Genomic DNA, 23,651 nt, shown 5'->3' on the forward strand with positions numbered 1-23,651 from the left:
GACGCTTTGCATGTTTGATACCACGCTGTTTATTCTGCTCGCCCTCGCCGCACTCGGTTTCGTCAGCCATAACACCACCGTTGCGGTCTCGATCCTCGTGCTGATCATTGTGCGCGTCACGCCGCTCAACACCCTCTTTCCGTGGATCGAAAAACAGGGGCTGACGGTCGGCATTATCATCCTGACCATTGGCGTAATGGCACCGATTGCCAGCGGATCGCTGCCGCCTTCGACGCTGCTGCACTCCTTTGCCAACTGGAAATCGCTGGTGGCAATTGCCGTCGGGGTGTTTGTCTCATGGCTGGGCGGGCGCGGCGTCACGCTGATGAGTTCGCAGCCCTCGCTGGTAGCAGGGCTGCTGGTGGGAACGGTGTTGGGCGTGGCCCTGTTCCGGGGCGTGCCGGTCGGGCCACTGATTGCCGCCGGCCTGGTGTCGCTGCTAATTGGTAGGCAGTGAAAGCCGCCGCTGCCAGCGCTTGACGCTATACTCCAGCGCGCTGCACAGCAGGTAGTAGACCAGCCCGGTAAAGATAAACAGCGCTGCCGGATAGACCTGTACGCGGTTGTTCACCTGCCCGGCGACGGTAGTCAGCTCAGGGACGTTAACAATAAAGGCCAGCGAGGTGTCCTTCAGCAGCGCAATCAGCAAACCGATAAACGACGGCAGCGCGTTGCGTAACGCCTGCGGCAGCAGCACGCGGCGCAGGATCTGCGCACTGGCAAACCCGCTGCTCAGCGCCGCCTCATACTGACCGCGCGGGAGTGAGCCGAGCGCCGCCAGCGTCGAGTACATCACCGAAGCCGAGGTAAACCACGCCAGCGCCAGCGTGACCGTTACCGCGCCGGGCAGATCCGCCCCCGTTATCCACGGCAGTAAAAACCAGAGCCAGAAGATAACGAAGATCAGCGGGATGCCGCGAATCAGCTCCGCCCACAGAAACAGCACTTTGCGCGGCCAGCCGCGAAAACGCCAGGCGCAACAGGCGAGCAGAATGCCGCCGGGAAACGCCAGCACCGCCGCGCCAAGAGTCATCAACAGCGACAGCAGCACGCCGCCCGGCTCGCCCTGCGCGGCTCTGCCCCACAGCAGGTAGTCGAGGTTATCGGTAATGACGGTGATATTAGCGATCACGCGACACCTCCGTGGCATGGCGCAGGAACCGCCAGTGGCGCGGTAGATTAAACAGCACACTCATCAGCAGACCGAGCAGCAGATAGAGCGCGCTGCCTACGGCAAAGGCTTCCAGTGCGTGGGCGTTAAAGCTCTCAATCTGCCGGGTCTGATAAGTGAGCTCGCCGAGACCTATACCGGTCGCCAGCGAGGAGAGTTTCATCAAATTGAGATACTGCCCCACCACCGGCTGCCAGGCATTCTGCACCCCCTGCGGCAACAGCACCCAGCGAAAGAGCGCCAGCGGGCTGAAGCCCTGTGACTGCGCCGCCTCCACCTGCCCGCGCGGTACGGCGAGCAGCCCGGCCTGGATCTCCTCCACCAGAAAGGCAGCGGTAAAGAGCCCGAGTGCCCAGGCCGACGAGAGAAACTCCGGCGTAAACCACCAGACATCCCCCGGCAGAATGCTAAAGGGGTGCTCGTCGTTAACGTACTGGCGGGCCGCCAGCGGTAAAACGTTCCACGCGGCGAAGTACCAGAACAGCAGCTGCACCAGCAGCGGCGTATTACGAAACAGCGAAACCCACGCCGCCACCGCCCCCCGGCCCGCGCGACCGCCCGCCAGACGCAGCGCCAGCAGCAGCACGGTAAGCAGGGTCGCGAGGATCATGCCCACCAGCGTGACCCATACGGTGGTGAGAAAACCGGAGAGGATCCACTCTGCGGGCTGGCCGCTGAGCACCCCCGCCCAGTCAAGATGCAGTGCCATTACAACTCCTTGTTATCGGCATGCAGCGGGTTGAGCACCTTTTGCAGAAAACGCTGCGCGCGCGGATGCTGCGGCGCGGTAAAGAAGTCGGCGGGCGCGGCCTGCTCGAGAATTTCGCCGCCGTCGATAAAAATCACCCGGTCGGCGATTTCGCGGGCAAACTGCATCTCGTGCGTCACCACAATCAGGGTAATGCCGCTGTGCGCCAGCGACTTCATTACCTGCAGCACCTCGCCAATCATCTCCGGATCGAGCGCCGAGGTCGGCTCATCAAACAGGATAATGTGCGGATCGGCCGCCAGCGTGCGCGCAATCGCCACCCGCTGCTGCTGACCGCCGGAGAGCTGCGCCGGGTAGTGCTGCGCCTTCTCCTGTAAGCCGACGCGCGCCAGCAGCGCGAGCGCGATTTGCTCTGCCTCGGCGGCGCTTTTGCCATGAATGTGACGCAGCGCGAGGGTGATATTCTCAAGCGCCGTGAGGTGGGCGTAGAGATTGAACTGCTGGAAAACAAAGCCGACATGACGGCGCAACTCGCGCAATTTGCGGCCATTTAGCTGGCGGGTGGGTTGACCATCGACAAAAATCTCGCCGCTGCTGAGACTCTCCAGCTGATTTATCAGGCGGATCAGCGTCGATTTCCCGGAGCCGGAAGGGCCGCACACCGCGACCACTTCACCCGCCGCGACCTGTAAATCAATCGCTTTCAGCACCACGTTGTCACCAAAACGTTTACTCGCCTGGCGAAACACCACCGTGCCTTTTTGCACGGGCAACGCCCCTGCGACATCGACCGCAGGGGAAGAGAAGAGACCTGCCAGCATCGTTATTTCGCTTCTATGGTAAAGCTGCGCGGAGCCGGCGTTTTGGTTTGCGGGCCAAACCAGGTGTCGTAAATCTTCGCCGCTTCACCGCGCTTCTCAAGGTTTACCAGCTCTTCGTTAACTTTGTTCAGCAAAGCGCTCTCCCCTTTGCTGACGCCGACGCCAATCTCCTCTTTCGACAGCAGATCGGGCAGGATCTTAAACTTCGCTTTATCCGGCGCCCCCGCCAGCAGCCCCGCCAGTATGGTGCTGTCCTGAGTGATCGCCTGCACATTGCCGTTACGCAGCGCGGTCAGCGCCAGCGGAATGTCGTCATAGGCCAGTACGCGGGATTGCGGGAAGCGCTGATGCAGCGCCTGCTCGCCGGTGGTGCCTTTCACTGCGCCAATGCGCGCTTTGCTATAGGCATCAAGCTTGTCCGGTGAAGAGGCCGGGACGAGAAACTGCTGGCCGGTAACAAAATAGGGGGTGGAAAAATCGATCACCTGCGCGCGTTCCGGCGTGATAGTGATATCCGCGACAATCAAGTCGACCTTGCCAGATTGCAGCAGCGGGATGCGGTTCGCCGGGTTGGTGGCAACCAGTTGCAGCTTCACGCCGAGGCTTTTCGCCAGCGCTTTCGCAAAATCTACGTCGTAGCCAACAATATCGTGGCTTTCAGGATCGATCGCGCCAAAGGGCGGGTTGGCATCAAAGGTAGCGACTTTGACGACGCCTGCGGCTTTGATATCCGCCAGCTTGTCTGCCTGCGCGGAGAAGGAGAGCGCCGACAGCAGCGCCAGCGCGCTGAGCCCAGCCATTTTTTTAGTTTGTGATGAGGTTGCCATGCTAATCCTTATGCCCGGTTAGTGTGTTTATTGCCGCGTTAAAGTCACATAAGGTTTTTCATCACACAAATATCAAAAAGTGCATTGAATATCTGAAAAAGTTATTAAAAACAGCGTCGCGATATTAATGACTTATCCTCTCCTGCCTGACGAAATAAACGCTTTAAACCCACACCAGTGAAGGGGTTTTCGCAGGGAAAAATATTACCGCTCGCCGAGCGTTGCCAGATAACGCCCCGGCGTCTCCCCCAGCCCCTTTTTAAACATGGTGATAAAGGCCGTGGTTGAGTCATACCCCAGCGTCTGGGCGATCTGCTGCACGCTGTGGCCCTCAATCAACAGGCGCAGGGCGAGGATCAGCTGTAACTGATGGCGCCAGCGGCGAAAGCTTAGCCCCGTCTCTTTCACCACGAGGCGCGCGAGGTTGCGCTCGCTCATGGCGAAGCGCTGCGCCCACAGCGCCAGTGTCTGCCGGTCGGCCGGTGCCAGCTCCATCATCTCCACCATCTGGCGGATCTTTGGATGCATTGAGACGGGAAGCTGGAGCTGCATCTGCGGCTGATGGGGTAACTCATCAAACAGCACCTGGATCAGGCGCTGCGTCTGCGGCTCCCGTCTTTCGGCCGCTGAACGGGTGGCAAGCTGGAGGATCAGCTCGCGCACCAGCGGCGAGATCTTGAGGGTGCAGCAGTGCTGCGGCATCACCACCGCCCAGCTTTCAATAAACAGAAAGCAGAGCTGCGCGTTAGCGGTGGCATGATTGCTGTGCGGCACAAAACCCGGTAGCCACATGGCGTGGTGCGGCGGCACCATCCAGCGGGCATTCTCCACTTCACAGGTGATCGCCCCTTTTAAGGCAAGGATCAGCTGCCCTTTGCGATGATGATGAGCGGGAATGCGCTGCTCGTGCGCCGCCATACGAATGTGGAACGCCACGGCGGCTTCCTGCTGGCTGTCGGGATCGAAGCCCGCTAAGGCTAAGTCATGCATAAAGTTGTCCGCATTTAGCGATAAAGTGTCATTTTAGCTTGATTCAAACAGCGGTGAAAAACGCTATCGTAGTGCCCTCTTTTTATGGATGAGAACACCATGACCACTCCCTCCTCTGCCGGCAAACAGCGCCTGCTGCTGATCGCTGGCATCCTGATGATAGCCACCACGCTTCGCGTCACCTTCACCGGTGCTGCGCCGCTGCTGGATGCCATTCGCGCCGAATATGGCTTAACCACGGCGCAAACCGGCATGCTCACCACCCTGCCGCTGCTGGCCTTCGCGCTGATTTCGCCGCTGGCGGCGGGCGTGGCGCGCCGTATGGGTATGGAGCGCAGCCTGTTTACGGCGCTGCTGCTGATTTGCGCAGGCATCGCCCTGCGCTCGCTGCCCTCCTCCCTGCTGCTGTTTATCGGTACGGCGGTGATTGGCTGCGGGATTGCACTTGGCAATGTGCTGCTGCCCGGTATGCTGAAGCGGGATTTTGCGCAGCATGTCGCCAGGCTGACCGGAGCGTATTCGCTCACGATGGGCGCGGCGGCGGCGCTCGGTTCCGCGGCGATGGTGCCGATTGCGCAGAGCGGCGCGGGCTGGCACGGCGCGCTGCTCACGCTGATGATCTTCCCGCTGCTGGCGCTGCTGCTCTGGCTACCACGCCTGCGCCACGACGCACCGGCGGCACTCAGTGCCACGGGTGCGCTTCACAGCCGCGGTATCTGGCGTTCGGCACTGGCCTGGCAGGTGACGCTCTATCTCGGGATCAACTCGCTGATTTACTACATTGTGATCGGCTGGCTGCCGTCAATTCTGATAAGCCAGGGGTTCAGCGAGACGCAGGCGGGCTCGCTGCACGGCGTGCTACAACTGGCTACGGCTGCGCCCGGGTTACTTGTTCCGCTGGTACTGCACCGCCTTCGCGATCAGCGCGCCATCGCGGCGCTGGTTGCGCTGCTCTGCGCTGCGGGCGCGCTGGGGCTGTGGCTGCAGCCGGGTCACGCGGCGATCTGGACGGTGGTATATGGATTTGGCTCCGGGGCGACGATGATCCTGGGTCTCACCTTTATTGGCCTGCGGGCGAGTTCAGCGCATCAGGCCGCCGCGCTGTCGGGGATGGCGCAATCGGTGGGCTATCTGCTCGCCGCCTGCGGGCCGCCGCTGATGGGGAAAGTACATGACGCCAGCGGTGACTGGCATCTGCCGCTGATCGCCTGCGCGATGCTGTCAGTAGTGATGGCGCTGTGCGGCGCGTTTGCCGGACGCGACCGGGAGATCGTTGCCGGATAGAGGCAGGATGGCGGATAAGTGCCGGATGGCGGCTTGCGCCTTATCCGGCCTACAACAGCGGTACCGGGGTGTGGTAGGCCGGATAAGCGTTTACGCGCCATCCGGCACAATCCACGGACTTATTCGCCTGCGGCGCGCAGCATGGCATGAACCAGCGGCACCGGGCGCCCCTCCAGCGCGCCACGTTCGTGCTGGAACAGCGTGGCGACAAAGAACGGATGGGTAATTAACTCTACCGCCCGCACCTCGCCCTCTTCATCCCAGCCGGTGACCCGCAGATCGCCACGCTCCAGCTCGCTGGCAAACTCGGCAGAGATGCCGAAGCTGCAGCGGTAGGCCTCCTCAATCTCATTGCGGCCATAGGCGCGGGCAATCAGCGTATTGGGTCTTAACTCAATGGCACCGGTTTGATCCACCAGCGCGCAGGCCAGCGGGGAGATCACCATCCGCCCTGTGGTTTCGCTTTCAGCATGCGCGGCATCTTCCCAGCCCAGCACATTGCGGGCGTACTCAATCACCGCATGCTGGAAGCCGCCGCAGGTGCCGAGAAACGGAATGGCGTTTTCACGCGCATATTTGATGGCGATAAACGCCCCTTCTGCATTTTCATACGGGCTGCCCGGCACGACCCAGATGGCGTCGTAGCCGACCAGATCTTCAGGATTATCGATCTCGCGGGTCGCCAGCCAGTCATAATCGGCGGTGATCTCAAGGACAGCCGCAGCATCGTCGATAGCAAGCGGGATCGCCTGGTGCGCAACGATGTCATGGTTATAGTCGCCGATCAGCGCAATACGCAGTGTCTTTTTAGGCGGAATGTGGTTCATGGAGAGGTGCCCCTATGCCGTGGTAGATAATGGCTAACATAAGGCGCATCACACTAGACGTCTTTAACATTAATCACAACACTTTAAAATCAGTGGGCAGGATGATGCCCGGGTATGAAACAGGCATTGACCAGACGAAAAGGGAGAGAACGCGATGATCCAGTGCAAACGTGTCTACGACGCCGCCCGTAAAGAGGATGGCTACCGGGTGCTGGTCGACAGGCTCTGGCCGCGCGGCATAAAGAAGGTCGATCTGGCCTGCGACGCGTGGTGCAAAGCGCTGGCCCCGTCAACGGAGCTGCGCAAAGCGTTTCACGGCGAGGCGATCGACTTTGCCGCCTTTAAGAAGCGCTACCGGGAAGAGCTTGAGGCGCAAAAAGAGGCAGGAGAACAGCTGGCGGCGCGGGGGAAAAGCGGCACCGTCACGCTGTTATATGCGGCAAAAGATACGGAGCAGAACCACGCCGTCGTGCTGGCGGAGTGGCTGCGCGCGCTGCGTTAGCTCACCACCTGTGTGCGTTCGTCCTGCGGCGCGCTGTCCGGCTGCAGAGGCATCAGATGCCCGGCGCGCACAAAGGCGAAACCGTGCTGACCATCAAATGCGGTCACATCGCCCGTCACCAGCCAGAGCGCGCGCGCTGCGGTGCGCGGCATCTCGGTGACCACGCCATTCACCGGGTTGAGAAAGCGTTCGCCCGGCTGACAAAGCCCAAATAACTCAACGGATTTACCGATATTGCTCCGCCCGCTGGCGGTCTGGGCGCCGATGACTAATGCCTGGCTACCCGGTCGTAACTGAAACATACTTCTCTCGCGTGGTCTCGTTAAAGCTTAATATGAGATAATTCTGAAAGAGAAGTTTACCTGGCTTTTCTGCCGCTGTCACGATCCTGGTGTCGGATGATCGCGACGCCACAGCGCCCACTCATCGATCACTTCACCGCCCGGCAGTTTGCACTCGGTGCGCACGCCCTGCGGGCTCTGCACCGGCACGCGCTCACCGCCGCGCTGTTGGCAGTAGACTGCCGCCGGGTTGGCCATGCCAACCTGCGGATGATCCGGTTTTTTAGCAGGCGATGAGGTGCAGGCAGAGACCAGCAACGGTAAAACGAGTAACCCATAACGCATTTTCTTCTCCTTACGGTGGCCAACAACGCTCTTCAGAATAACCGCGCAGGCGGTATATCTCCATGATTTCTCCATTCTTACAGCACTTTTCACCGTTATAGTTTGCGTCGTTCTCACCCATGACCAGAGAACATCATTCCGTAATCAATGAGTTTTTGCCCCGCCTCATCAGCGGGGCTTTTTTTTGTCCATTGCACGATATATCAAATCCTTTTCGATCATGTTTTAATGGCGCGCCGTCGCAATCGTCAGCAATAACGTGCCGGGTCAACACGGTACCCACGCACCGGAGCCCACTATTCATGCCTGATTTCATTCTCGCCAGGGTATCGGAAACCTTGTCGAAAGAGCACTCCCTGGAAGTTTTAGTCCGCCAGTTTCTGGAAATGCTGGAGATGGTGACCGATATGGAATCGACCTACCTGACCAAAATCAGCGACGACCCCCGCCAGCAGCACATTGTCTACTCCCGCAACAGTAAGCAACTGAAGATCCCGGAAGGTTTCTCCCTCCCCTTTGGCGACAGCCTGTGCAAACGCGCGCTGGATGATAACTGCCTGTTTGCCAACGATGTGGCAACCCGCTGGCGTGATTGTGAAGCAGCCCAGGCGCTGGGCATCACCACCTATCTCAGCCAGCCGGTTCAGCTGGCTGACGGCTCGCTCTATGGCACGCTCTGTGCGGCCAGCAATCAGAAAAAGATGCTCAGCGTACGCGGCGAGCAGGTGCTGCGCCTGTTTGCCGGTCTGATCGCGCAATACATTGAAAAAGAGCATCTGGTTGACCAGCTGCGCGAAGCCAACGCTGCGCTGATCGCCCACTCCTATACCGATGTGTTGACCGGCCTGCCGAATCGCCGATCGCTGTTCGAGTCGCTGCAGACGCTCTTCTCGCTGGCCCGCCATCTGAAGCTTCACGTCATTATCGCCTTTATCGATCTTGATAATTTTAAAGGGATCAACGACCAGTTTGGCCATGAGACCGGCGATCGCTTCCTGATTGAAGTGGGCAGGCGGCTAACGAAGGAGGGGGGGAAAGATGATATTGTTGGCCGTCTCGGCGGCGATGAGTTTTTACTCGCCTGCCCCGGCGGCTCGCTCCATCAGCCACAGGGCATGCTGCTCAGCGCGCTGAAAACCCGCCTCGACAAGCAGATTGCCGGAGAGTATCAGCTTGGTGATATTCATCTTGACTACCCCGGCGCCAGCGTCGGCGTGATTGAGATTAACCCTGAACAGGACGATGCGGACAGCGCCCTGCGCGCAGCCGATGAGGTGATGTACCGGGTGAAGAAGAGCAAAAGCAAAAAACCATTCCGGCAACTTAACTAATCGCGTTATCTTCCGTTATTGACATGAGGTAAATCTTAATGGCCTCGCTTTCATATACACTTTACAGGGTCGGCGCATACCGCTGACCGAGGAGACGCCATGAAAAAGAGCACCATCATCATGTTGTTCGTCGCGATTATCGCCGTGGTCGGCACCCAGCTTGGCTGGTGGCAATAGTGACCGGATGCGACAAAGGGTAACCCGACGCCGGTCACGCTGACGGACTTCTCAGATCAGGACACCCTGTTTTAACTTGTTGAGCAGGAGCGCACCATGTTTACGGGTCTTAAAAAGAGTGAGAGCAGGCAGTTGGCGGCGCTCGAATTATTGAGTAAGGCAGACACGACCCGCGATGCGGCGCTGGCGGAATTTGCACGTCTCGCCCGTGAGCTGGTGGGCGTATCGGGCAGTTTTATTACGACCTTTGACGATCAATTTCAGTACATCAAGTTTGTCGAGAGGGTGCCAATTGAGCACGATAAAATCGCCATCGATCGCACCATGTGCCAGTATGCGCTGGCTGAGCGGCAGACGATAATTTGTCCCGATACCCGCCTCGACGAACGCTTTTCTCATCAGCCGCTGGTCAAGAGCGGCGATATCCGCTTTTACGCCTCGGTGCCCATGATCGCCAAGGAGGGAACGGTCCTCGGCACGCTGTGCGTCACCCATCCCGAAACCTGTCTCCCCAGTGCCCGGCAAACAGCTAACCTTGAGCGCATCGCGGCGCTCGCCACGCTCTATCTTGAATCCTGCTATAACATCGGCCTTGTCGATGCGCTGACAGGCTTGCCGAACCGCCCCTGTTTAATCAAGGAGATGACACGGCTGAAGCAAAACGCGTCCGGCGACTATGCGCTGATTATTTTCGACTGCATTGATATTCCACGTGCTTATGAGTTAAGCCGCTACCTCGGCGTTGAGTCGCTGGAGAGGCTGCTGCGCAGTTTTGCCCCGCTGTTGCAGACGCGCCTGCGGCTTAACAAGGCCACCACACTTTACGCCTTCGCCACGGGGCGCTTTGCGGTGCTGACCGAGCGTAACGCGGCGCTCAGGCTGGCTAAGCGGGTCCGGCGAATGCAAGGCTTCCAGGCGACGATTGGTCAAAATATCGATATCAATCTCTCCATTCACGCGGGTTTTGCCCCCTTTGCGCCGCAAACAGACAATGTGCAGGAGGTGGTGCGTCAGGCGATCAGCGCCCTGCATGAGGCGATCCGTGAAAATATCCCGGTACTGCACTTCAACCCGGTCCTTGATGAACAGCGTAATACCGATTTCCGCCTGCTTTACGATCTGAGCCAGGCGATCAAATCGAATGAGCTCCATATGGCCTATCAACCTAAAGTCTCTCTGCGCTCGGGAAAGACAGAGGGGGTAGAGGCGCTGCTGCGCTGGACGCATCCCGAGTTTGGCCCGGTTTCGCCTGCGCTGATCGTTACGCTGGCGGAAAAAACGACCCTGATGGCAGATATCACCCGCTGGGTGATTAAAACGGTTATTGCCCAGGTCAAAGCGTGGAAGGCGCTCGGCATCGATCTTCCCGTCTCCATTAACGTCACGGTGAGTGATTTTTCGCGCAGCGGCTTTGCTGATGCACTGGCGCAGCACATTATCGACGCCGGGCTTATCCCTGCCGATATTCACATTGAGTGTCTGGAAACGGAAAAAGTGCTGGAGAGCGATGCCGCCCTGCAGGAGCTTAACCGCCTCGACGCGCTCGGTTTCACCATCCTGCTTGATGATTTCGGCGCGGGCTACAGCAATATCAGCTACCTGCGGCGCATCCCCATTGACATGATCAAGCTCGACCGCTCGCTGGTGAGCCAAATCGCCACCGATAACGACAGCCGCATCATCGCGCGCAATGTGATTATGATGCTCAAGGAGTTGAATTACAGGGTGCTGGCGGAGGGGGTGGAAGATCGGGAAACCGCGCGCATGCTCGAAGAGTTTGGCTGCGATGAAGCGCAAGGTTACCTTTTTGCCCGCCCGCTTCTGGCAGCGGACATTCCCGCCTGGCTACTCGACAGCCCCCCCTGGAGCATGCTGGCGAAGATCCATGGCGAGCCCGGGCACCCTTTGGGCGGTTAACGTTTCCCCCGTGCGCCCACGGTAAGTTGGGCAGTTATACAGCGTCACGAAAACGTCACAAAACTGTCATCCATCTTTAAATCAATTAATTACGTTAAAAGCGTTCGGTTTCTGCTCACCCCGACATTAAAGCCCTGCTTAAATACGTCGATAGTGCTGGCGTGCGCGCCATTTGCGCCTCATCACCAGGGGAAGTGACACAGCATGAGAATCAACCATCTTACTATCGGGCAGCGTCTGGGTTTGTTGGCGACGTTATTGTTACTGGCAACGCTGTTTATGGGCATTCGCGGCCTCGCTATTAACGCCGACGCGCTTGCGCAAAATAAACAGATTATGGCGACAGAAGGCGAAGTTGCGCAGAGCATCGACACGGCGCGTAATGCGCAAGTGCAGTTCAAAATTCAGGTGCAGGAGTGGAAAAACACGCTGCTGCGCGGGACGCAAAATCAGGAAACTTTCGTTAAATATAAAAATGCCTTTGTTGAACAGAGTCAGAAAACAGAAACGCTGTTAAAAAAACTGAGCGTGCTGCTTCCGCAGATTGGGGTCGCGAACACCGAGGTGGTCAAAACTATCGCCTTGCATGCAAAGCTGGAAAGAGAGTATCTGGATGCCTTACAGCACTATGACATTGCGGATGCCAGCAGTGCACAGCGCGTTGACCATAGGGTAACCGGCATCGATCGGGAGCCGACCAGAATGATCGATTCGGTGGTGGCGAGCACGCTGCAACAAGCGGCGCACATCCGCCAGCAAACCGAGGCGTATAATCACTCCCTGTTTGTCCAGACGCGTCTGATGCTGACGCTGGTGATGGCTTTTACGCTGATTGTCGGCATGCTGATTACCTGGTGGTTAATTCGCAGTATTACGCGCCCACTGGCACAGGCCGTCTCCATTGCCCGCACCGTCGCCGCAGGCGATCTGCAATCTTCCTTCGTAATTTCCGGGCGCGATGAGACCGCCGAACTGATGCGCGCCTTGCAGGAGATGAACAGTAATCTGACGCGCGTCGTCTCCGGGGTTCGCTCCGGGACAGAAACGATTGCCGGCGCCTCGCAACAGATTGCCAGCGGTAGCCGCGAACTCTCCGCACGCAATGAAGCGCAGGCCAGCGCGATTGAGCAGACCGCCGCCTCCATGGAGGAGCTGACCTCGGTGGTGAAAAACAACGCCGACAATTCACGTCTCGCCAGTGATATCACCCGCGAAGCCACGCGCGTGGCTAATCACGGCGGCGAAGTCGTGGAGCGCGTGGTCACTACCATGAGTGAGATTAATCACCTCTCGACCGAGATCAGCAGCATTATCGGCGTGATTGACAGCATTGCGTTTCAGACCAATATCCTGGCGCTGAATGCCGCGGTAGAAGCAGCGCGTGCCGGCACGCAGGGCCGCGGTTTTGCCGTGGTGGCATCGGAAGTGCGTGCCCTCGCCCAGCGCTCTGCCACGGCGGCGAAGGAGATAAGCGAGCTGATCCAGCGCTCGGTGAATCGCATCGATGAAGGCAACAAACTGGTGAAAAACGCCGGCAGCGCGATGGATGAAATCATGCAGAGCGTTGAGCGCGTAAGCCATCTTGTCGACACCATTTCGCTGGCCAGCAGTGAGCAGAGCGTCGGTATCGATCAGGTGCATGTGGCCATCACACATATGGATGCCGCAACACAGCAGAATGCAACGCTGTCGCAGGAGTCCTCCGCTGCCGCGCAGGCCATGCAACAGCAGGCAGAACAGCTGGTGGAGATGGTTCGCATCTTCAAACTCCAGCGCGACCCGGCATAAGCACACTTTCGTCAGGGGGATTACAAAGGCTGATGATTAATACACTGATCATCAATTTTATAAATCCCTCCAGCGAAAAATTTGCGTTTGTACACTTTTGGCCGCCGGGTTATAAAGTGCGCAAGTGACGGATATACGCTTTAACAATTTGTACTCTCTTCGCTGGCAGTTTTGATGTCGAAACTGCCATCCTTTATTTGTTCCCTGGTTACAACAATCCCCCTCCTGCTCTGCCCGACAGGTTCTGTTTATGCGTTTGTACGCAGATTGCACCTCGCTTACACGCTTTAGCCTTGAATACTGATTTTTTATCCAGTATAAATGCTGCACGAAAATTCAGATTAAATAGGACGACCCTGTGTTTGTTGAACTGGTTTACGACAAGCGTAACGTTGAAGGTTTACCCGGCGCGCGCGAGATTATCCTCACTGAACTGACAAAGCGCGTACACCGCATCTTTCCGGACGCCGATGTGCGGGTGAAACCGATGCAGGCTAACGGCCTGAACAGCGATGCGAGCAAAAGCGATCGCGAAAAGCTGAACCGCATGCTGGAAGAGATGTTTGAAGAGGCAGATATGTGGATGGTTCAGGAGTAAACGCCAATGGCGTGATACGTACAGCGCGTCGTATGAGGGTCGCTCTTTACCCCCGCCGGGCGACCAAATTTAACATGTGGTGCGCTTATTGCCTGCCTCCGCGCTAAATGTATCAAAGCATTTCCTCCGTTTAGGGAATATTTAACCGCGCATTCTCATAGTAGTCGGCAAGGAGAGTTAACCATGCTGATACTAAAAGAGAACATAGGTAGCGGCCGCCACCGCCGGTGTTACCAGCACCCATTTGATAGTCAAAAATGTGTCAAAACCCTCTATAACCCCGACGATGGCGGGTTAAAAGAGGTGAAGCGCGAAACGCGTTACTACCGCAAAAAATCAGGTTCAATTCAGGCATGCCAGGCCATTCCCAACTACTACGGTAAAATCCAGACCAATTTTGGCACCGGCCATGTGTTCGAACTGGTCACCGATTACGATGGCAACATCTCCAAAAGCCTGGAGTTCTACCTGAAGAACAAGCGTCTTTCTCTGCCGCTGCTGGAGGAGAAACTCGCCGAACTGCAAAGCGATCTCGTTGAGTACGGCATCTCGACCATGACGCTGAAAGAGTACAATGTGCTGGTGCGCAAAACCGCGCCGCAAGCGTATGAGTTGGTCGTTATCGATAATATTGGCGAAGCCGAGTTTGTACCGCTCTCATCCTGGTTCCGCTTTCTTCATCGCCGGAAAATAGACAGATCGATTAAGCGCTTCAAGCAACGTATCCATAAGATTATCAATACCGTTCAGGCCGCCTGAAAATAACGCATCCGGCTTCTTTGCCGGTGCGTTTCCCACCCTGATAAGTCAATACGCCACTAATCGCAAAGCAGCACAAACCCTCATCCGCTATGTTAGCCCGCTAATTATTATCAATGTGGCAATATTATGAAATTCGACAAACGCCTGACTCCCACCACCGTGATTCTGGCGGTTTTCTCCTGCATCATTCCTTTTTTCGCCGACTTTTCTCTGCCGCTTTATCACGGGCTTTCGGTAACGGTGATTGAAAATGTCCAGGCACTTTGGCTACTTTTTGCTTTTGTTTTTACTTTACGCTTCGCGCTGACTACTCCGCTGATGCCAGAGCGCAAACACTTCTGGATCTGGGCGGCGATGTGGTGGCTGGTGTTGCTCGGGCGCAGCGTCAGCTGGGGCCGCGACTATTTTCCACACGAGCCGCGCCTGCTCTTCCGTGCCATTTCGGTGTTACTGATTGGCGCACTGGTGCTGTTTCCCCTCTTTTCTTATGCGCTTCGCCAGCAGATCGCTAACCGCCTGCGTCATGAAACCCTGCTTATCTGGAGTTTCGCACTGGTTGTGGTCACCTTCCTGATCTCCGACAGCGTGGAGCACCACCGCGCCATCGCCCACTTCTTCCTGCACAAGCGCGCCTATCAGGATCTGATTGAAGAGCTGTATGAGTTCCCCTTTATGATTGGGCTCTTTTACGTCTGCCGGGATCTGATGCGCCGGGAACCGCTAAAGACGCATCAGCCGCACGAAACGTCACGCGCGTAAGCGTTGCGTCGCCCCTTTTTTGGCGAAGCCGAGCCAGATAATCAGCGCCGTGAGCGCAATGCTCGCCAGCGTGATAAAAGCCGTGCGCCACGAATAGTGCGTCGCCACCGTTCCGGCAAGAGAGGGGCTGATGGCGGCACCAAAGCCCTGCATCAGCATCACCAGCGCCTGCCCGGCATTGACGTGCCCCGTGCCGTTCAACAGCGAGGCGATAAAGCCGGGCACCGCCACGCCGAGAATCCCGGCACTCATCCCATCGAAAATCTGCACCGGGATCGCCGCCCACGGTGAGGGCCATAGCGCGGCGGTCATTGCGCGAACCGGCAGGATAATCAGCGCGATCAAAATCAGTTTTTCATAGCCGTATTGCTGGGCGTAGCGCGAGACCATCAGCGCGACCGGGATCATCACCCCCTGGGCGATCACTACCGTCATTGCGGCATAGGCGCCGGGGTTAAACAGCCCGGCGTTATGGCCTGAGGCCACCTGCATACTCAGCATCGGCAGCTGCGCCGCATTCGACAGATGGAACAGCATCAGGGTCAGCCCGGTGATCGTGAGCGCCGGAATTTTCAGCAGCGTAAAGAGCGAGGGGATCTCGCCGCGAGTCTCTTCGGGATTGAGCCCGCGCGCAACGCGGTGATCGATATCCTTTTCGCGGATCGCCAGCACCGCCATCAGCGCGCCAAAGGCCATTACCAGCATCAGCAGGAAGACCGCGCCGATGCCCCAGTACCAGCTGGCAACACCGGCCAGCAGCGCCGAAAGCATATTGCCGCCGTGGTTGTAAGCTTCATTGCGCCCCAGCTGATGGGCAAAGCGTTGCTGCCCCACCAGCCCCAGCGTCAGGCCTGCCATTGCCGGGCCGATAAATGCCGCCGAAATGCCCGTTGCCACCTGGCTTGCATAGACCATTAACGAGCCGGGGAAGAACCACAGCAGCAGCGTGCCCGCCATGATCAGCAGCGCCGCCACGGCGATAATCGCCCGTTTGCGCGCCGAGGCATCCACCACAATGCCGGAGGGCAGCGTCGCCAGTAGCCCGGCGATACCTCCTGCGGTCATCGCATAACCGATTGCTTCCGCACTCCAGTGATAGTGAATCAGGAAGATCCCCAGAAAGGGGCCAAGACCATCCCGCACATCCGCCATAAAGAAGCTGAGCAAACACAACGCCTGAATCGAACGTAATGGCATCTTAAGGTTCTCTTTTTTCCACATTGAATGAGCAGGCAGAGTCTACCCTGGCGAAGCGCTACCAGGGTGCGATGAAAGTGTTACAAAAATGTGATTAGTTAGGCGACTGGATCAGTTAGCAGGCCCAGCCGAGCGCCTGGCGAATCGCTCTGCGATAGGGAGTATCGAACACGGCGGGAACCTGGCAGAGGTAGTCCTGCGCGTGGCTGAGCGTTTCTCCGGTTAACGAGCGCAGGTAAGCGAGCGCATCATCGACGCAGGGTATGCGCCCTTCAATGCCGTTAAAACGCGGTGGTAATGCGGTCCAGATCACCGCATCAAGCTGTTTCGCCGCCGCCCATGTGGCGAGAGTACCCTCCATATTGCCCGCCAGTACCAGCGAGCCAACGCCATCCTCCCGTGAATCCGGGATCTGCTCGCGCTTGCGCAGGGCCGCGGTCGCAAGCTCAAGATCGCCGGTATTGAGAAACGCCCAGTGAACCGGAACCGCCGGCGCATTGATGCAGATCGCCGTTGCCAGCTCGCCCCCATCACCGACGCGGGAAAATTCAATGGGTAAACGTGGACCATCGGCATGCCAGCGGCTGGCCAGCGGCAAACCGTCCGCTTTCCAGATGAGCGATCCCCATCCAAGACAGGCAATGTTCATTCTTGCTCCTTTGTCATTTTTTCCATTCACGACAGCTATAGCATGCGCCCTCTTTCCGGCCGCGACGTCGCACCTTTTAAGCGTAGGCCGCGCCGCTAAAAGCGCCAGCAGCACGCAGGCATGAATGCGGATCGTCTGAAAATACTCACTGAGATTAAAAACGAGGCGCCGGTAAATCAGTCACTTGATAGCCAGGATATGGATAAAAATCCATATTTAACAAAAAGATACAGTTATAAATCCCGCTTTGGCAACAATAAAAATAGTGTATAGGTGGGTGTCATTGCCCTGATGGAAGTAACACTAAATGGAGAAAAGAAAGATGAAAATGACAATTGCTGCCCTGGTTTTGATGATAACGGCGGGTAACGCTGTAGCTGCGCCGGGCTCCGCCCTGGAGCTAAACAGCGGTGAAGCGGCCGGAGCAAGCGCCTCGGAATTTGCTGTGGGATCGTCCGCCATTGCCGGCGTGACCGTTGCAACAGCCGTAACCGGCATCGCACTAATGGCGGCCGGCGGCAATAATGGTTCGAATACCGGCACCACAACGACGACGACCACGTCGACACAGTAAGTTGCGCTTCGCCTCCGATTCAGGCGGCTGGCATTGTACGCAAAACGGGAACCTTAGGGTTCCCGTTTTATTTGCGCGCTTGTCAGCGTACTACGCGCTGAAATTAACGACCTCAAAGGGTGCGTTTATTTCTTCTGTTTTAACCTTGGAAAGACTTCTAAAGGATAACAGAGGGTTATAAAGGATAATATAAACGCAGCGATCCCGCATCCCCAGCTCACAACAGGGCCTAATTGATGAGCGCTACCCCAGGCAATCACGCCCCAATAGAAACAAGCATGCGCAACATAGATCAGGTGCAGAACCGGTCTTTTAAAGCCAACTAAAAATAGCAGCGCAGAGACAATAAAGACCAGCCCATAGGCAGGAAGCGTTTTCCAGCCCTCCTGGGAGGTTAAAAAGTAACCCGTTACGCCACCCGCTACCAGCCCGTGGAGGATCAGCACCGCATAGACAAACCAGTAGTCGCTTCCACCACCACCAATAACACGGCGCCTGATACTGCTTAATTCTTCGCGGATCCTTACCAGCTCATCTTCTGTACTCATTTTTTATACCCTTTCTTAAAAAGCGAACAACGTTCGCGACGGCAAATAAGCCAAAGGTGAACACCCTCACTGTGCTCAGGTATAAGTTATTTTCCTTGTACATAAATGGAGCCGCTATCCTACATTTTTCGCCATAGCCCTTCAACATACCGTTAGCATTTTACCAACATAGCAGCCGTGTAATTTATAAAATATGTTCGACTAAAGTTAAATTTATTATCGTTTCCAGCCGTGATAATTCAACAATATGAGAATAGCCTTAGTAAGCAACATTACTCCTCTTTCACCACGCTGGATTATGGCAAAAATAGGGGAACCCTCTGGCTCCCCTATTTTTCTCCGTAAAACAGAGTGAGGCACGGTATTAAACCGGCATAGAGAATGTTGTGACTTTATCCGTTTGCGGATCGATGGCAATGACGCAGATGGCATAGTTACCGCCAAGACGGTCTTTCCTGTCGGATATTTTCAAATTGTAGGTCTGCGAAAAAGAGGTATAGCTGGAGGAGTTGGACTCATTCAGCCTGAAGCCAATAAGCTGTTCGAAATAGCTGCGGCTCTTGCCGATGCTGGTTTTGCACTGCTCATTGGTGAGGGTGCCCACCTTTCTCGCCGGGGCGCTCTGCCGGACGTTTGCCTCTTCTGGCGTGAGCGCTGCATGCACCGCATTCATTTGATCACTCATACTTTTCTGGAAATCAGCGCATGACGCAGAGGCCAGTATCAGGCCACACAAAAGTACCTTCTTCACTATTTTATCCATCCTGTTCAGGTTAAAACGGCCGCGACGCGTCGCTTGCTGCGAAGTCCTGCTTTTTATTTTCAAAGGGTATCAATCGTGCAAAAAATATCGCTATCTCACCTGCATGCGATATTCGATCATGCCGCTTTTCTTCGCTACCCAGTCATATAAACGCTGCCCACGATAATTGGTTTCGTGGGTATGCCAGTAGAGATGGCTGGCGTGACGCTTTCTGCTCTCGCGCTGCACATATTCAATCAGCTGCTTGCCCGCCTGCTGGCCGCGAACGGATTCGCAAACATAGAGATCTTCAAGATAGCAATAATCGCTCTCCGCCCAGGTTGAGCGGTGAAAGAGATAATGAGCAAATCCCACCACCTTGCCGTTATATTTCGCCACCACGCAAAATACTGGCTCAACCGGGCTGAAAAATCGTTGCCACGTGCGTTGAGTCACCGCATCGGGAATATCCACTTTGTAAAAATCCTGATATTTCTCCCACAGCGGCAACCAGCCCTCATAATCACTCTCGATGACCGCTTCAATAGTAAAAATAGTATTACTCATAGTCATGACCTCTCTTTTTTATATCTGTTACGTGCCCGCCAGGCGTAAATAAGCTGCACCGAAATAGATCCCGGCGGTAATTTCCCACCCATTGCATGGAAATAGTTCATTACGCTTGCGAAAAGATTATAAGCAGGCAATGGCACGTTTAGCCCCACCAATTTTGGCGCACAGAGCAGACCAATTTAGATTCGGTATTCGCCCCTGTTGCTTTAGACTGGCGGTTAAGATACGTCATGGCGGGGAGAGCCAATGTTTAAGCATGCACAACTGGAAACGGTGAAAGCGTGGATGATCGATCCTGCCAACGGATCATTGCCGCTGCATGAGAGGATCCAGCGGGCGATACGCACACTTATCCTCGACGGGATCTTGTCTGAGGGGAAAGCGCTTCCCGCCTCCCGCGCGCTGGCAGCATCGCTTACGGTCTCGCGGGATACCATTGAAGCCGCCTACAGCCGCCTGCATGCAGAAGGGTTTATTGAACGGCACACCGGAAAAGGGAGCTTCGTCTCGCTCCGTACCCGGCTGCTGAAATCGCAGGCCAGGCAGCGCCGTTCAAGCGCTGGAGTACGCAAACCCGCGCTCAGCGCCCGGGGAGAGGTCATCTATCAAAGCGGAGGGGTGCGCGAATTTTCCCGCCCTAGCCCACTGGCACCGGGTATTCCTGAAACACGTTTATTCCCGATCCCTACCTGGGAGCGCCTGCAGCGTCAGGTGCTGAAAGAGTATCGCCACCAGGCCCTCGAACAAAGCCCGCCCCAGGGTATGGAGCGGTTACGGCGGGCGATTGCTGAGTACGTTAATCTGGAACGCGGCGCACACGCCACGGCAGAGCGCATCATCATTGTCACCAGCTCCCAGCAGGCACTCACACTCTGTGCAAACGTGCTGATGGACAACAATGATGGCGTAGTGATTGAAGATCCCGCCTATCAGGGAGCGCATAAAGCCTTCAAAGCGGCCGGGCTGAACACCCTGCCGGTTGCGCTGGATGATAACGGCCTGTCGATTGAGCAGCTTAACGCCCTGAGCGAACCGGCAAAGGCGATCTATCTCACCCCTTCTCATCAGTACCCTACCGGCGCCACGCTCTCACTCGATCGGCGGCTGGCGGTGATCGACTGGGCAAACCGGCACCAGGCGTGGATCATTGAGGATGATTACGACAGTGAATTTCACTATGAAGGCAAACCGATGGCCTGCGTACAGGGGCTGGATGGATCTGATCGGACGATCTATATCGGCACCTTCACGAAGTCACTGTTTCCGGGGCTGCGCCTCGCCTATCTGATCGTTCCCGATGAGCTGGTAGAACCGCTGACGGTGGCGCGCACGTTAATGGATGGTCATACCGCCTCCATTCCCCAGCTGACGCTGGCTAAATTTATCGAGGGCGGGCACTTTGGTGCCTATGTGCGGATGATGCGCGGCGTCTATGTTGCGCGGCGTGACAAACTGGCCAGCCTGATCGAGCAGCACCTCGCTGATTTCGTCACCTGGATGACGCCAGCGGGTGGCATGCAGATGCCCTGCCACCTCAAAGCGGGGATCGCAGAAGCTGAGATCGCCCTCGCCGCCCGCCGCGCGAATGTCGATATGCTCGGGCTGACCGCGTTATATGCAGGCCAACCTGCCTCAACGGGTTTTCTGATGGGCTTTGCCGCCTACAACGAGCGGGAAATTGAGTCCGCTGTGTTGAAACTTGCGGCGATTTTTCACGCGCGCGGATGAAACTATCTCTTTATGCACCAGAGCAGAAACGCGCAGGCGCTGACGCCTGCCCCGGCTATGCAGACCGTGCTCCAGCCAAAGTGAGCGTAGAGCTGGGTGGCAATAATTGCGCCCGTTGCACTGCCCGCCGAGTAAAAACACATATACGCGCCCACCAGCCGGCTTGCGGCCTCTGGCCTGGCAGCGATGAGTGTGCTCTGGTTGATTACGTGCACCGTCTGCACGGCGAAGTCCAGCATAATAATGCCAACAACCAGCCACAGAAGAGAAGATTCGGTGCCAGCGATGGGCAACCATGAGAAGGTCAGCACGAGCAGCGCGGCCCCGCAGGCGCTGCGTCCCCAGCCTCTGTCAGCCCAGGCACCCGCCTTCGCTGCCGCCAGCGCACCGGCCACGCCTGCCAGGCCAAACAAGCCAATCTCAGTATGGGATAACGACAGCGCAGTGAGCGGCAACACCATTGCGCTCCACAACATGCTGAACGCAGCGAAGATAAGCAGCGCGAACGCACCGCTTCTTCGCAACTGCGGCTCGGTGATAAAGAGCCTGAAAACCGAGCGCAGCAGAGAGAGATAAGGCGCGGTGCGCTTCTCAACGGATGGCGCGGGCGCCGCTTTCGCCACCACACAGGCCATCACCACTAGCAGGCAGGCGGAGGTCAGGTAAACCGCCCGCCAGCCAGCAATATCCGCCAGGCTGCCAGCGACAACGCGGGAGAGCAAAATACCCAACACAATGCCGCTGGTCACCGTGCCGACAATTCTTCCGCGTTGCTCCGGTGCCGCCAGGATGGCGGCCCAGGCCACCACCAGCTGTACCACCACCGCCAGCAGGCCAGTAAAGAACAGCGCACACAGCAGAGTGACAAAATTGGGCGCTAATCCCGCCGCCAGCAGTGCCGTAGTCGAGAGCGACAGCAGCGTGATAGTGAGGGTTTTTCGGTTGATCCCATCCCCGAGCGGCACAAGAAAAATCAACCCGAGCGCATAGCCCGCCTGGGTGGCTGTTACTACGCTGCCAATTACCCCTTGGGGAATATTGAGCGTCAGCGCGATGGATTCCAGTAAAGGCTGTGACGCGTAAACATTTGCCACCGACAGCGCGCTTACCAGCGAAAACAGAAAGACAATGCCGGGTTTTAGCACCAAGGCATCGCCAGATCCTGCATCCTGCGTGATACCCGCCTCTACACTCAATTTATTCCTCATCGTGCCTGCCCATTCTGGTTGCTTTTTAAAACCACAAGAGCGACAGAGATAGCATTCGAGGTTTTCTTTTGCAACCAGTTTGCGCGGAACTTATACTCATCTTCCTGAAAAGAGATGCCGGGAGTGCAGAAATGGCGAAACAGGAATCCCTCAGAACCAGTGAATGCCCCGTGGCCCGAACCCTCGAGTCGATTGGCGAGCGCTGGTGTTTGATGATTATCCGTGAAGCGTTTGACGATGTGCGCAGGTTCAGTGAGTTTCAAAAAAATCTGGGGCTGGCAAAAAACATCCTCGCCGCTCGCCTCAAACTGCTAGTTGAGCACGGCATCTTTGAGATCTGCCCGGCTTCCGATGGCAGCGCCTACAGTGAATATGTCCTCACCGACAAAGGCCGCGCGGTGTTTCCCATTGTGGTGGCGATGCGGCAATGGGGTGAGCGCTATCTCTTTAACGAGGGAGAGGTTCACTCTGTGCTGGTGGATAACACCAGCGGTCAGCCTTTGCAGCCGTTACGTGTCTGCTCCGCAGAGGGGAAAAAAGTGGAGCCGGCGGATTGCCACCGCCAGCGGGTGACGGCGGGCGGTAAAGTGTAAACGTCAAGTCTGTTACTACAACGCCTTTACGGTGTCGACCAAGAGCCGCAATGCGCCAGGCATATGGCGATGTTGCGCAAAGCAGATCGCGATCCCTTGTGGCGGCATCGCCCAGACCGGCGACGGCGGCTGCAACCCTCAACGTGCTGTTCGCAGAAGGTAAGTGGACAAGGCGAAAATGCTAACGGATCGGGTAAGGTGGCATTGTCATTAAAAAACTGAGCCTGAACTCAGATAACTATGGAGTGACGTTATGAGCGATACATTCACCATAAAAAACTTCAATAAAGTAAATGACGTACGTTTTGAGCGAGAGCCACTCTATGCCTCAGAGGGAGGTTCGCTCACCTCCGGCACGCTGGCCCAAAAGCTTGGTGCTTCTGTGGATACGCTTCCTCCGGGGAAAAGATCGACCCCCTTCCATTTCCATCATGTTCAGGAGGAGATGTTTATCATTCTGAAGGGGAACGGCACGCTGCGGATCGCCGAACGGATGATTGCCATCGAAGAGGGAGACGTTATCACTATTCCGCCCGGGAAAGCGTGGCCGCATCAGATTATCAACACCTCCTCCCTGCCGCTGATGTACATGTCTGTCAGCACCATGGAGTTGCCCGAAGTGTGCGAATACCCGGATTCGGATAAATATTTAGTGAAATCAACGAATCAGAAAGATGATGGTTTCAGGGTGGTCGATTTCAGGGGCAAAGGCGTCGATTACTGGGAAGGCGAGCCGTGAGGGAGGATATT

The 23,651-nt window shown here is 56.7% G+C and carries 28 protein-coding genes; 14 read left to right on the forward strand and 14 right to left on the reverse strand.

Going from position 1 to position 23,651, the window contains the following annotated elements:
• Positions 1–10: 10 nt before the first annotated feature.
• On the forward strand, positions 11–457 hold the full coding sequence (locus tag PU683_RS15415) for a DUF441 domain-containing protein (protein ID WP_187802222.1): 447 nt from the start codon (positions 11–13) through the stop codon (positions 455–457).
• On the opposite strand, the gene PU683_RS15420 is transcribed toward PU683_RS15415, so the two are convergent.
• The 5 genes from PU683_RS15420 to PU683_RS15440 form a co-directional block, all read right to left on the reverse strand.
• Positions 440–1,132 (reverse strand): amino acid ABC transporter permease, encoded by a 693-nt coding sequence (locus tag PU683_RS15420; RefSeq protein WP_277172987.1) that lies wholly within the window; start codon positions 1,130–1,132, stop codon positions 440–442. The two genes, PU683_RS15415 and PU683_RS15420, sit on opposite strands and share 18 nt — an antisense overlap.
• Positions 1,122–1,880: an ABC transporter permease subunit gene (locus PU683_RS15425; RefSeq protein ID WP_277172989.1), complete on the reverse strand. Its 759-nt coding sequence runs from the start codon at positions 1,878–1,880 to the stop codon at positions 1,122–1,124. Before PU683_RS15425 ends, PU683_RS15420 begins: the two co-directional genes overlap by 11 nt.
• Complete coding sequence (locus tag PU683_RS15430; protein ID WP_277172992.1) at positions 1,880–2,701, reverse strand: amino acid ABC transporter ATP-binding protein; 822 nt, start codon at positions 2,699–2,701, stop codon at positions 1,880–1,882. The genes PU683_RS15425 and PU683_RS15430 overlap by 1 nt, the downstream gene beginning before the upstream one ends.
• A gap of 2 nt (positions 2,702–2,703) precedes the next feature.
• Complete coding sequence (locus PU683_RS15435; protein WP_431190961.1) at positions 2,704–3,501, reverse strand: ABC transporter substrate-binding protein; 798 nt, start codon at positions 3,499–3,501, stop codon at positions 2,704–2,706.
• A 231-nt stretch (positions 3,502–3,732) separates the two neighbouring features.
• On the reverse strand, positions 3,733–4,518 hold the full coding sequence (locus PU683_RS15440; RefSeq protein ID WP_277172996.1) for an AraC family transcriptional regulator: 786 nt from the start codon (positions 4,516–4,518) through the stop codon (positions 3,733–3,735).
• Positions 4,519–4,617: 99 nt separating this feature from the next.
• Here PU683_RS15440 and PU683_RS15445 point away from each other — a divergent pair, with 99 nt between their 5' ends.
• Entirely contained in the window at positions 4,618–5,802 is a 1,185-nt protein-coding gene (locus PU683_RS15445; RefSeq protein WP_277172998.1) for a CynX/NimT family MFS transporter, read from the forward strand.
• Positions 5,803–5,921: 119 nt separating this feature from the next.
• Here the strand turns inward: PU683_RS15445 and PU683_RS15450 are convergent, their stop codons facing one another.
• Positions 5,922–6,629, reverse strand: coding sequence for a CTP synthase C-terminal region-related (seleno)protein (locus PU683_RS15450; RefSeq protein WP_277173000.1), 708 nt, complete (start codon positions 6,627–6,629; stop codon positions 5,922–5,924).
• A 154-nt stretch (positions 6,630–6,783) separates the two neighbouring features.
• Between PU683_RS15450 and PU683_RS15455 the strand changes: the two genes are divergently transcribed.
• Entirely contained in the window at positions 6,784–7,131 is a 348-nt protein-coding gene (locus PU683_RS15455; RefSeq protein ID WP_277173002.1) for a DUF488 domain-containing protein, read from the forward strand.
• Here the strand turns inward: PU683_RS15455 and PU683_RS15460 are convergent.
• Complete coding sequence (locus tag PU683_RS15460; protein WP_277173004.1) at positions 7,128–7,433, reverse strand: hypothetical protein; 306 nt, start codon at positions 7,431–7,433, stop codon at positions 7,128–7,130. The two genes, PU683_RS15455 and PU683_RS15460, sit on opposite strands and share 4 nt — an antisense overlap.
• Before the next feature lie 78 nt (positions 7,434–7,511).
• Positions 7,512–7,757: a putative hemolysin gene (locus PU683_RS15465; protein WP_023481685.1), complete on the reverse strand. Its 246-nt coding sequence runs from the start codon at positions 7,755–7,757 to the stop codon at positions 7,512–7,514.
• 302 nt (positions 7,758–8,059) lie between these two features.
• On the opposite strand from PU683_RS15465, the gene PU683_RS15470 reads away from it, so the two are divergent.
• From PU683_RS15470 to PU683_RS15495, 7 genes are all read left to right on the forward strand, one after another.
• Positions 8,060–9,088 (forward strand): sensor domain-containing diguanylate cyclase, encoded by a 1,029-nt coding sequence (locus tag PU683_RS15470; protein WP_277173007.1) that lies wholly within the window; start codon positions 8,060–8,062, stop codon positions 9,086–9,088.
• A gap of 99 nt (positions 9,089–9,187) precedes the next feature.
• Complete coding sequence (gene yoaJ, locus PU683_RS22465; protein WP_431190962.1) at positions 9,188–9,265, forward strand: protein YoaJ; 78 nt, start codon at positions 9,188–9,190, stop codon at positions 9,263–9,265.
• A gap of 96 nt (positions 9,266–9,361) precedes the next feature.
• The gene (locus tag PU683_RS15475; protein WP_277173009.1) at positions 9,362–11,182 is read left to right on the forward strand and encodes a putative bifunctional diguanylate cyclase/phosphodiesterase; all 1,821 of its coding nucleotides are present in this window, start codon (positions 9,362–9,364) and stop codon (positions 11,180–11,182) included.
• A gap of 204 nt (positions 11,183–11,386) precedes the next feature.
• The gene (locus PU683_RS15480; RefSeq protein WP_277173011.1) at positions 11,387–12,970 is read left to right on the forward strand and encodes a methyl-accepting chemotaxis protein; all 1,584 of its coding nucleotides are present in this window, start codon (positions 11,387–11,389) and stop codon (positions 12,968–12,970) included.
• 358 nt (positions 12,971–13,328) lie between these two features.
• Positions 13,329–13,568: a DinI family protein gene (locus PU683_RS15485; RefSeq protein WP_023481865.1), complete on the forward strand. Its 240-nt coding sequence runs from the start codon at positions 13,329–13,331 to the stop codon at positions 13,566–13,568.
• A gap of 183 nt (positions 13,569–13,751) precedes the next feature.
• Positions 13,752–14,327 (forward strand): YrbL family protein, encoded by a 576-nt coding sequence (locus tag PU683_RS15490; RefSeq protein ID WP_277173013.1) that lies wholly within the window; start codon positions 13,752–13,754, stop codon positions 14,325–14,327.
• Positions 14,328–14,456: 129 nt separating this feature from the next.
• Positions 14,457–15,089 (forward strand): hypothetical protein, encoded by a 633-nt coding sequence (locus PU683_RS15495; RefSeq protein WP_277173015.1) that lies wholly within the window; start codon positions 14,457–14,459, stop codon positions 15,087–15,089.
• On the opposite strand, the gene PU683_RS15500 is transcribed toward PU683_RS15495, so the two are convergent.
• A complete protein-coding gene (locus PU683_RS15500) occupies positions 15,078–16,286 on the reverse strand; it encodes an MFS transporter (RefSeq protein ID WP_277173017.1) in 1,209 nt (402 codons plus the stop codon). The genes PU683_RS15495 and PU683_RS15500 overlap by 12 nt on opposite strands.
• 115 nt (positions 16,287–16,401) lie before the next feature.
• Positions 16,402–16,935, reverse strand: a complete 534-nt coding sequence (locus PU683_RS15505; protein ID WP_277173018.1) for a hypothetical protein — start codon at positions 16,933–16,935, stop codon at positions 16,402–16,404.
• Between the two features lie 322 nt (positions 16,936–17,257).
• Between PU683_RS15505 and yjbE the strand changes: the two genes are divergently transcribed.
• On the forward strand, positions 17,258–17,509 hold the full coding sequence (gene yjbE, locus PU683_RS15510) for an exopolysaccharide production protein YjbE (protein WP_277173020.1): 252 nt from the start codon (positions 17,258–17,260) through the stop codon (positions 17,507–17,509).
• 125 nt (positions 17,510–17,634) lie between these two features.
• On the opposite strand, the gene PU683_RS15515 is transcribed toward yjbE, so the two are convergent.
• From PU683_RS15515 to PU683_RS15525, 3 genes are all read right to left on the reverse strand, one after another.
• Positions 17,635–18,057: a hypothetical protein gene (locus tag PU683_RS15515; RefSeq protein ID WP_277173023.1), complete on the reverse strand. Its 423-nt coding sequence runs from the start codon at positions 18,055–18,057 to the stop codon at positions 17,635–17,637.
• A gap of 364 nt (positions 18,058–18,421) precedes the next feature.
• Positions 18,422–18,742 (reverse strand): hypothetical protein, encoded by a 321-nt coding sequence (locus PU683_RS15520; RefSeq protein WP_277173025.1) that lies wholly within the window; start codon positions 18,740–18,742, stop codon positions 18,422–18,424.
• Positions 18,743–18,910: 168 nt separating this feature from the next.
• Complete coding sequence (locus PU683_RS15525; protein WP_431190943.1) at positions 18,911–19,366, reverse strand: GNAT family N-acetyltransferase; 456 nt, start codon at positions 19,364–19,366, stop codon at positions 18,911–18,913.
• Between the two features lie 252 nt (positions 19,367–19,618).
• On the opposite strand from PU683_RS15525, the gene pdxR reads away from it, so the two are divergent.
• The gene (gene pdxR, locus PU683_RS15530) at positions 19,619–21,100 is read left to right on the forward strand and encodes a MocR-like pyridoxine biosynthesis transcription factor PdxR (protein WP_277173028.1); all 1,482 of its coding nucleotides are present in this window, start codon (positions 19,619–19,621) and stop codon (positions 21,098–21,100) included.
• A gap of 2 nt (positions 21,101–21,102) precedes the next feature.
• Here the strand turns inward: pdxR and PU683_RS15535 are convergent, their stop codons facing one another.
• Positions 21,103–22,245, reverse strand: coding sequence for an MFS transporter (locus PU683_RS15535; protein WP_277174304.1), 1,143 nt, complete (start codon positions 22,243–22,245; stop codon positions 21,103–21,105).
• A gap of 194 nt (positions 22,246–22,439) precedes the next feature.
• Here PU683_RS15535 and PU683_RS15540 point away from each other — a divergent pair, with 194 nt between their 5' ends.
• Both PU683_RS15540 and PU683_RS15545 read left to right on the forward strand, forming a co-directional pair.
• Complete coding sequence (locus PU683_RS15540; protein ID WP_277173031.1) at positions 22,440–22,901, forward strand: winged helix-turn-helix transcriptional regulator; 462 nt, start codon at positions 22,440–22,442, stop codon at positions 22,899–22,901.
• 253 nt (positions 22,902–23,154) lie between these two features.
• The gene (locus PU683_RS15545) at positions 23,155–23,640 is read left to right on the forward strand and encodes a cupin domain-containing protein (protein WP_277173033.1); all 486 of its coding nucleotides are present in this window, start codon (positions 23,155–23,157) and stop codon (positions 23,638–23,640) included.
• Positions 23,641–23,651: the final 11 nt, after the last annotated feature.

Origin of the sequence: Candidatus Kosakonia sp. 282A-S69 (assembly GCF_029433855.1) — a bacterium.
Classification (GTDB): Bacteria; Pseudomonadota; Gammaproteobacteria; order Enterobacterales; family Enterobacteriaceae; genus Kosakonia; species Kosakonia cowanii_A.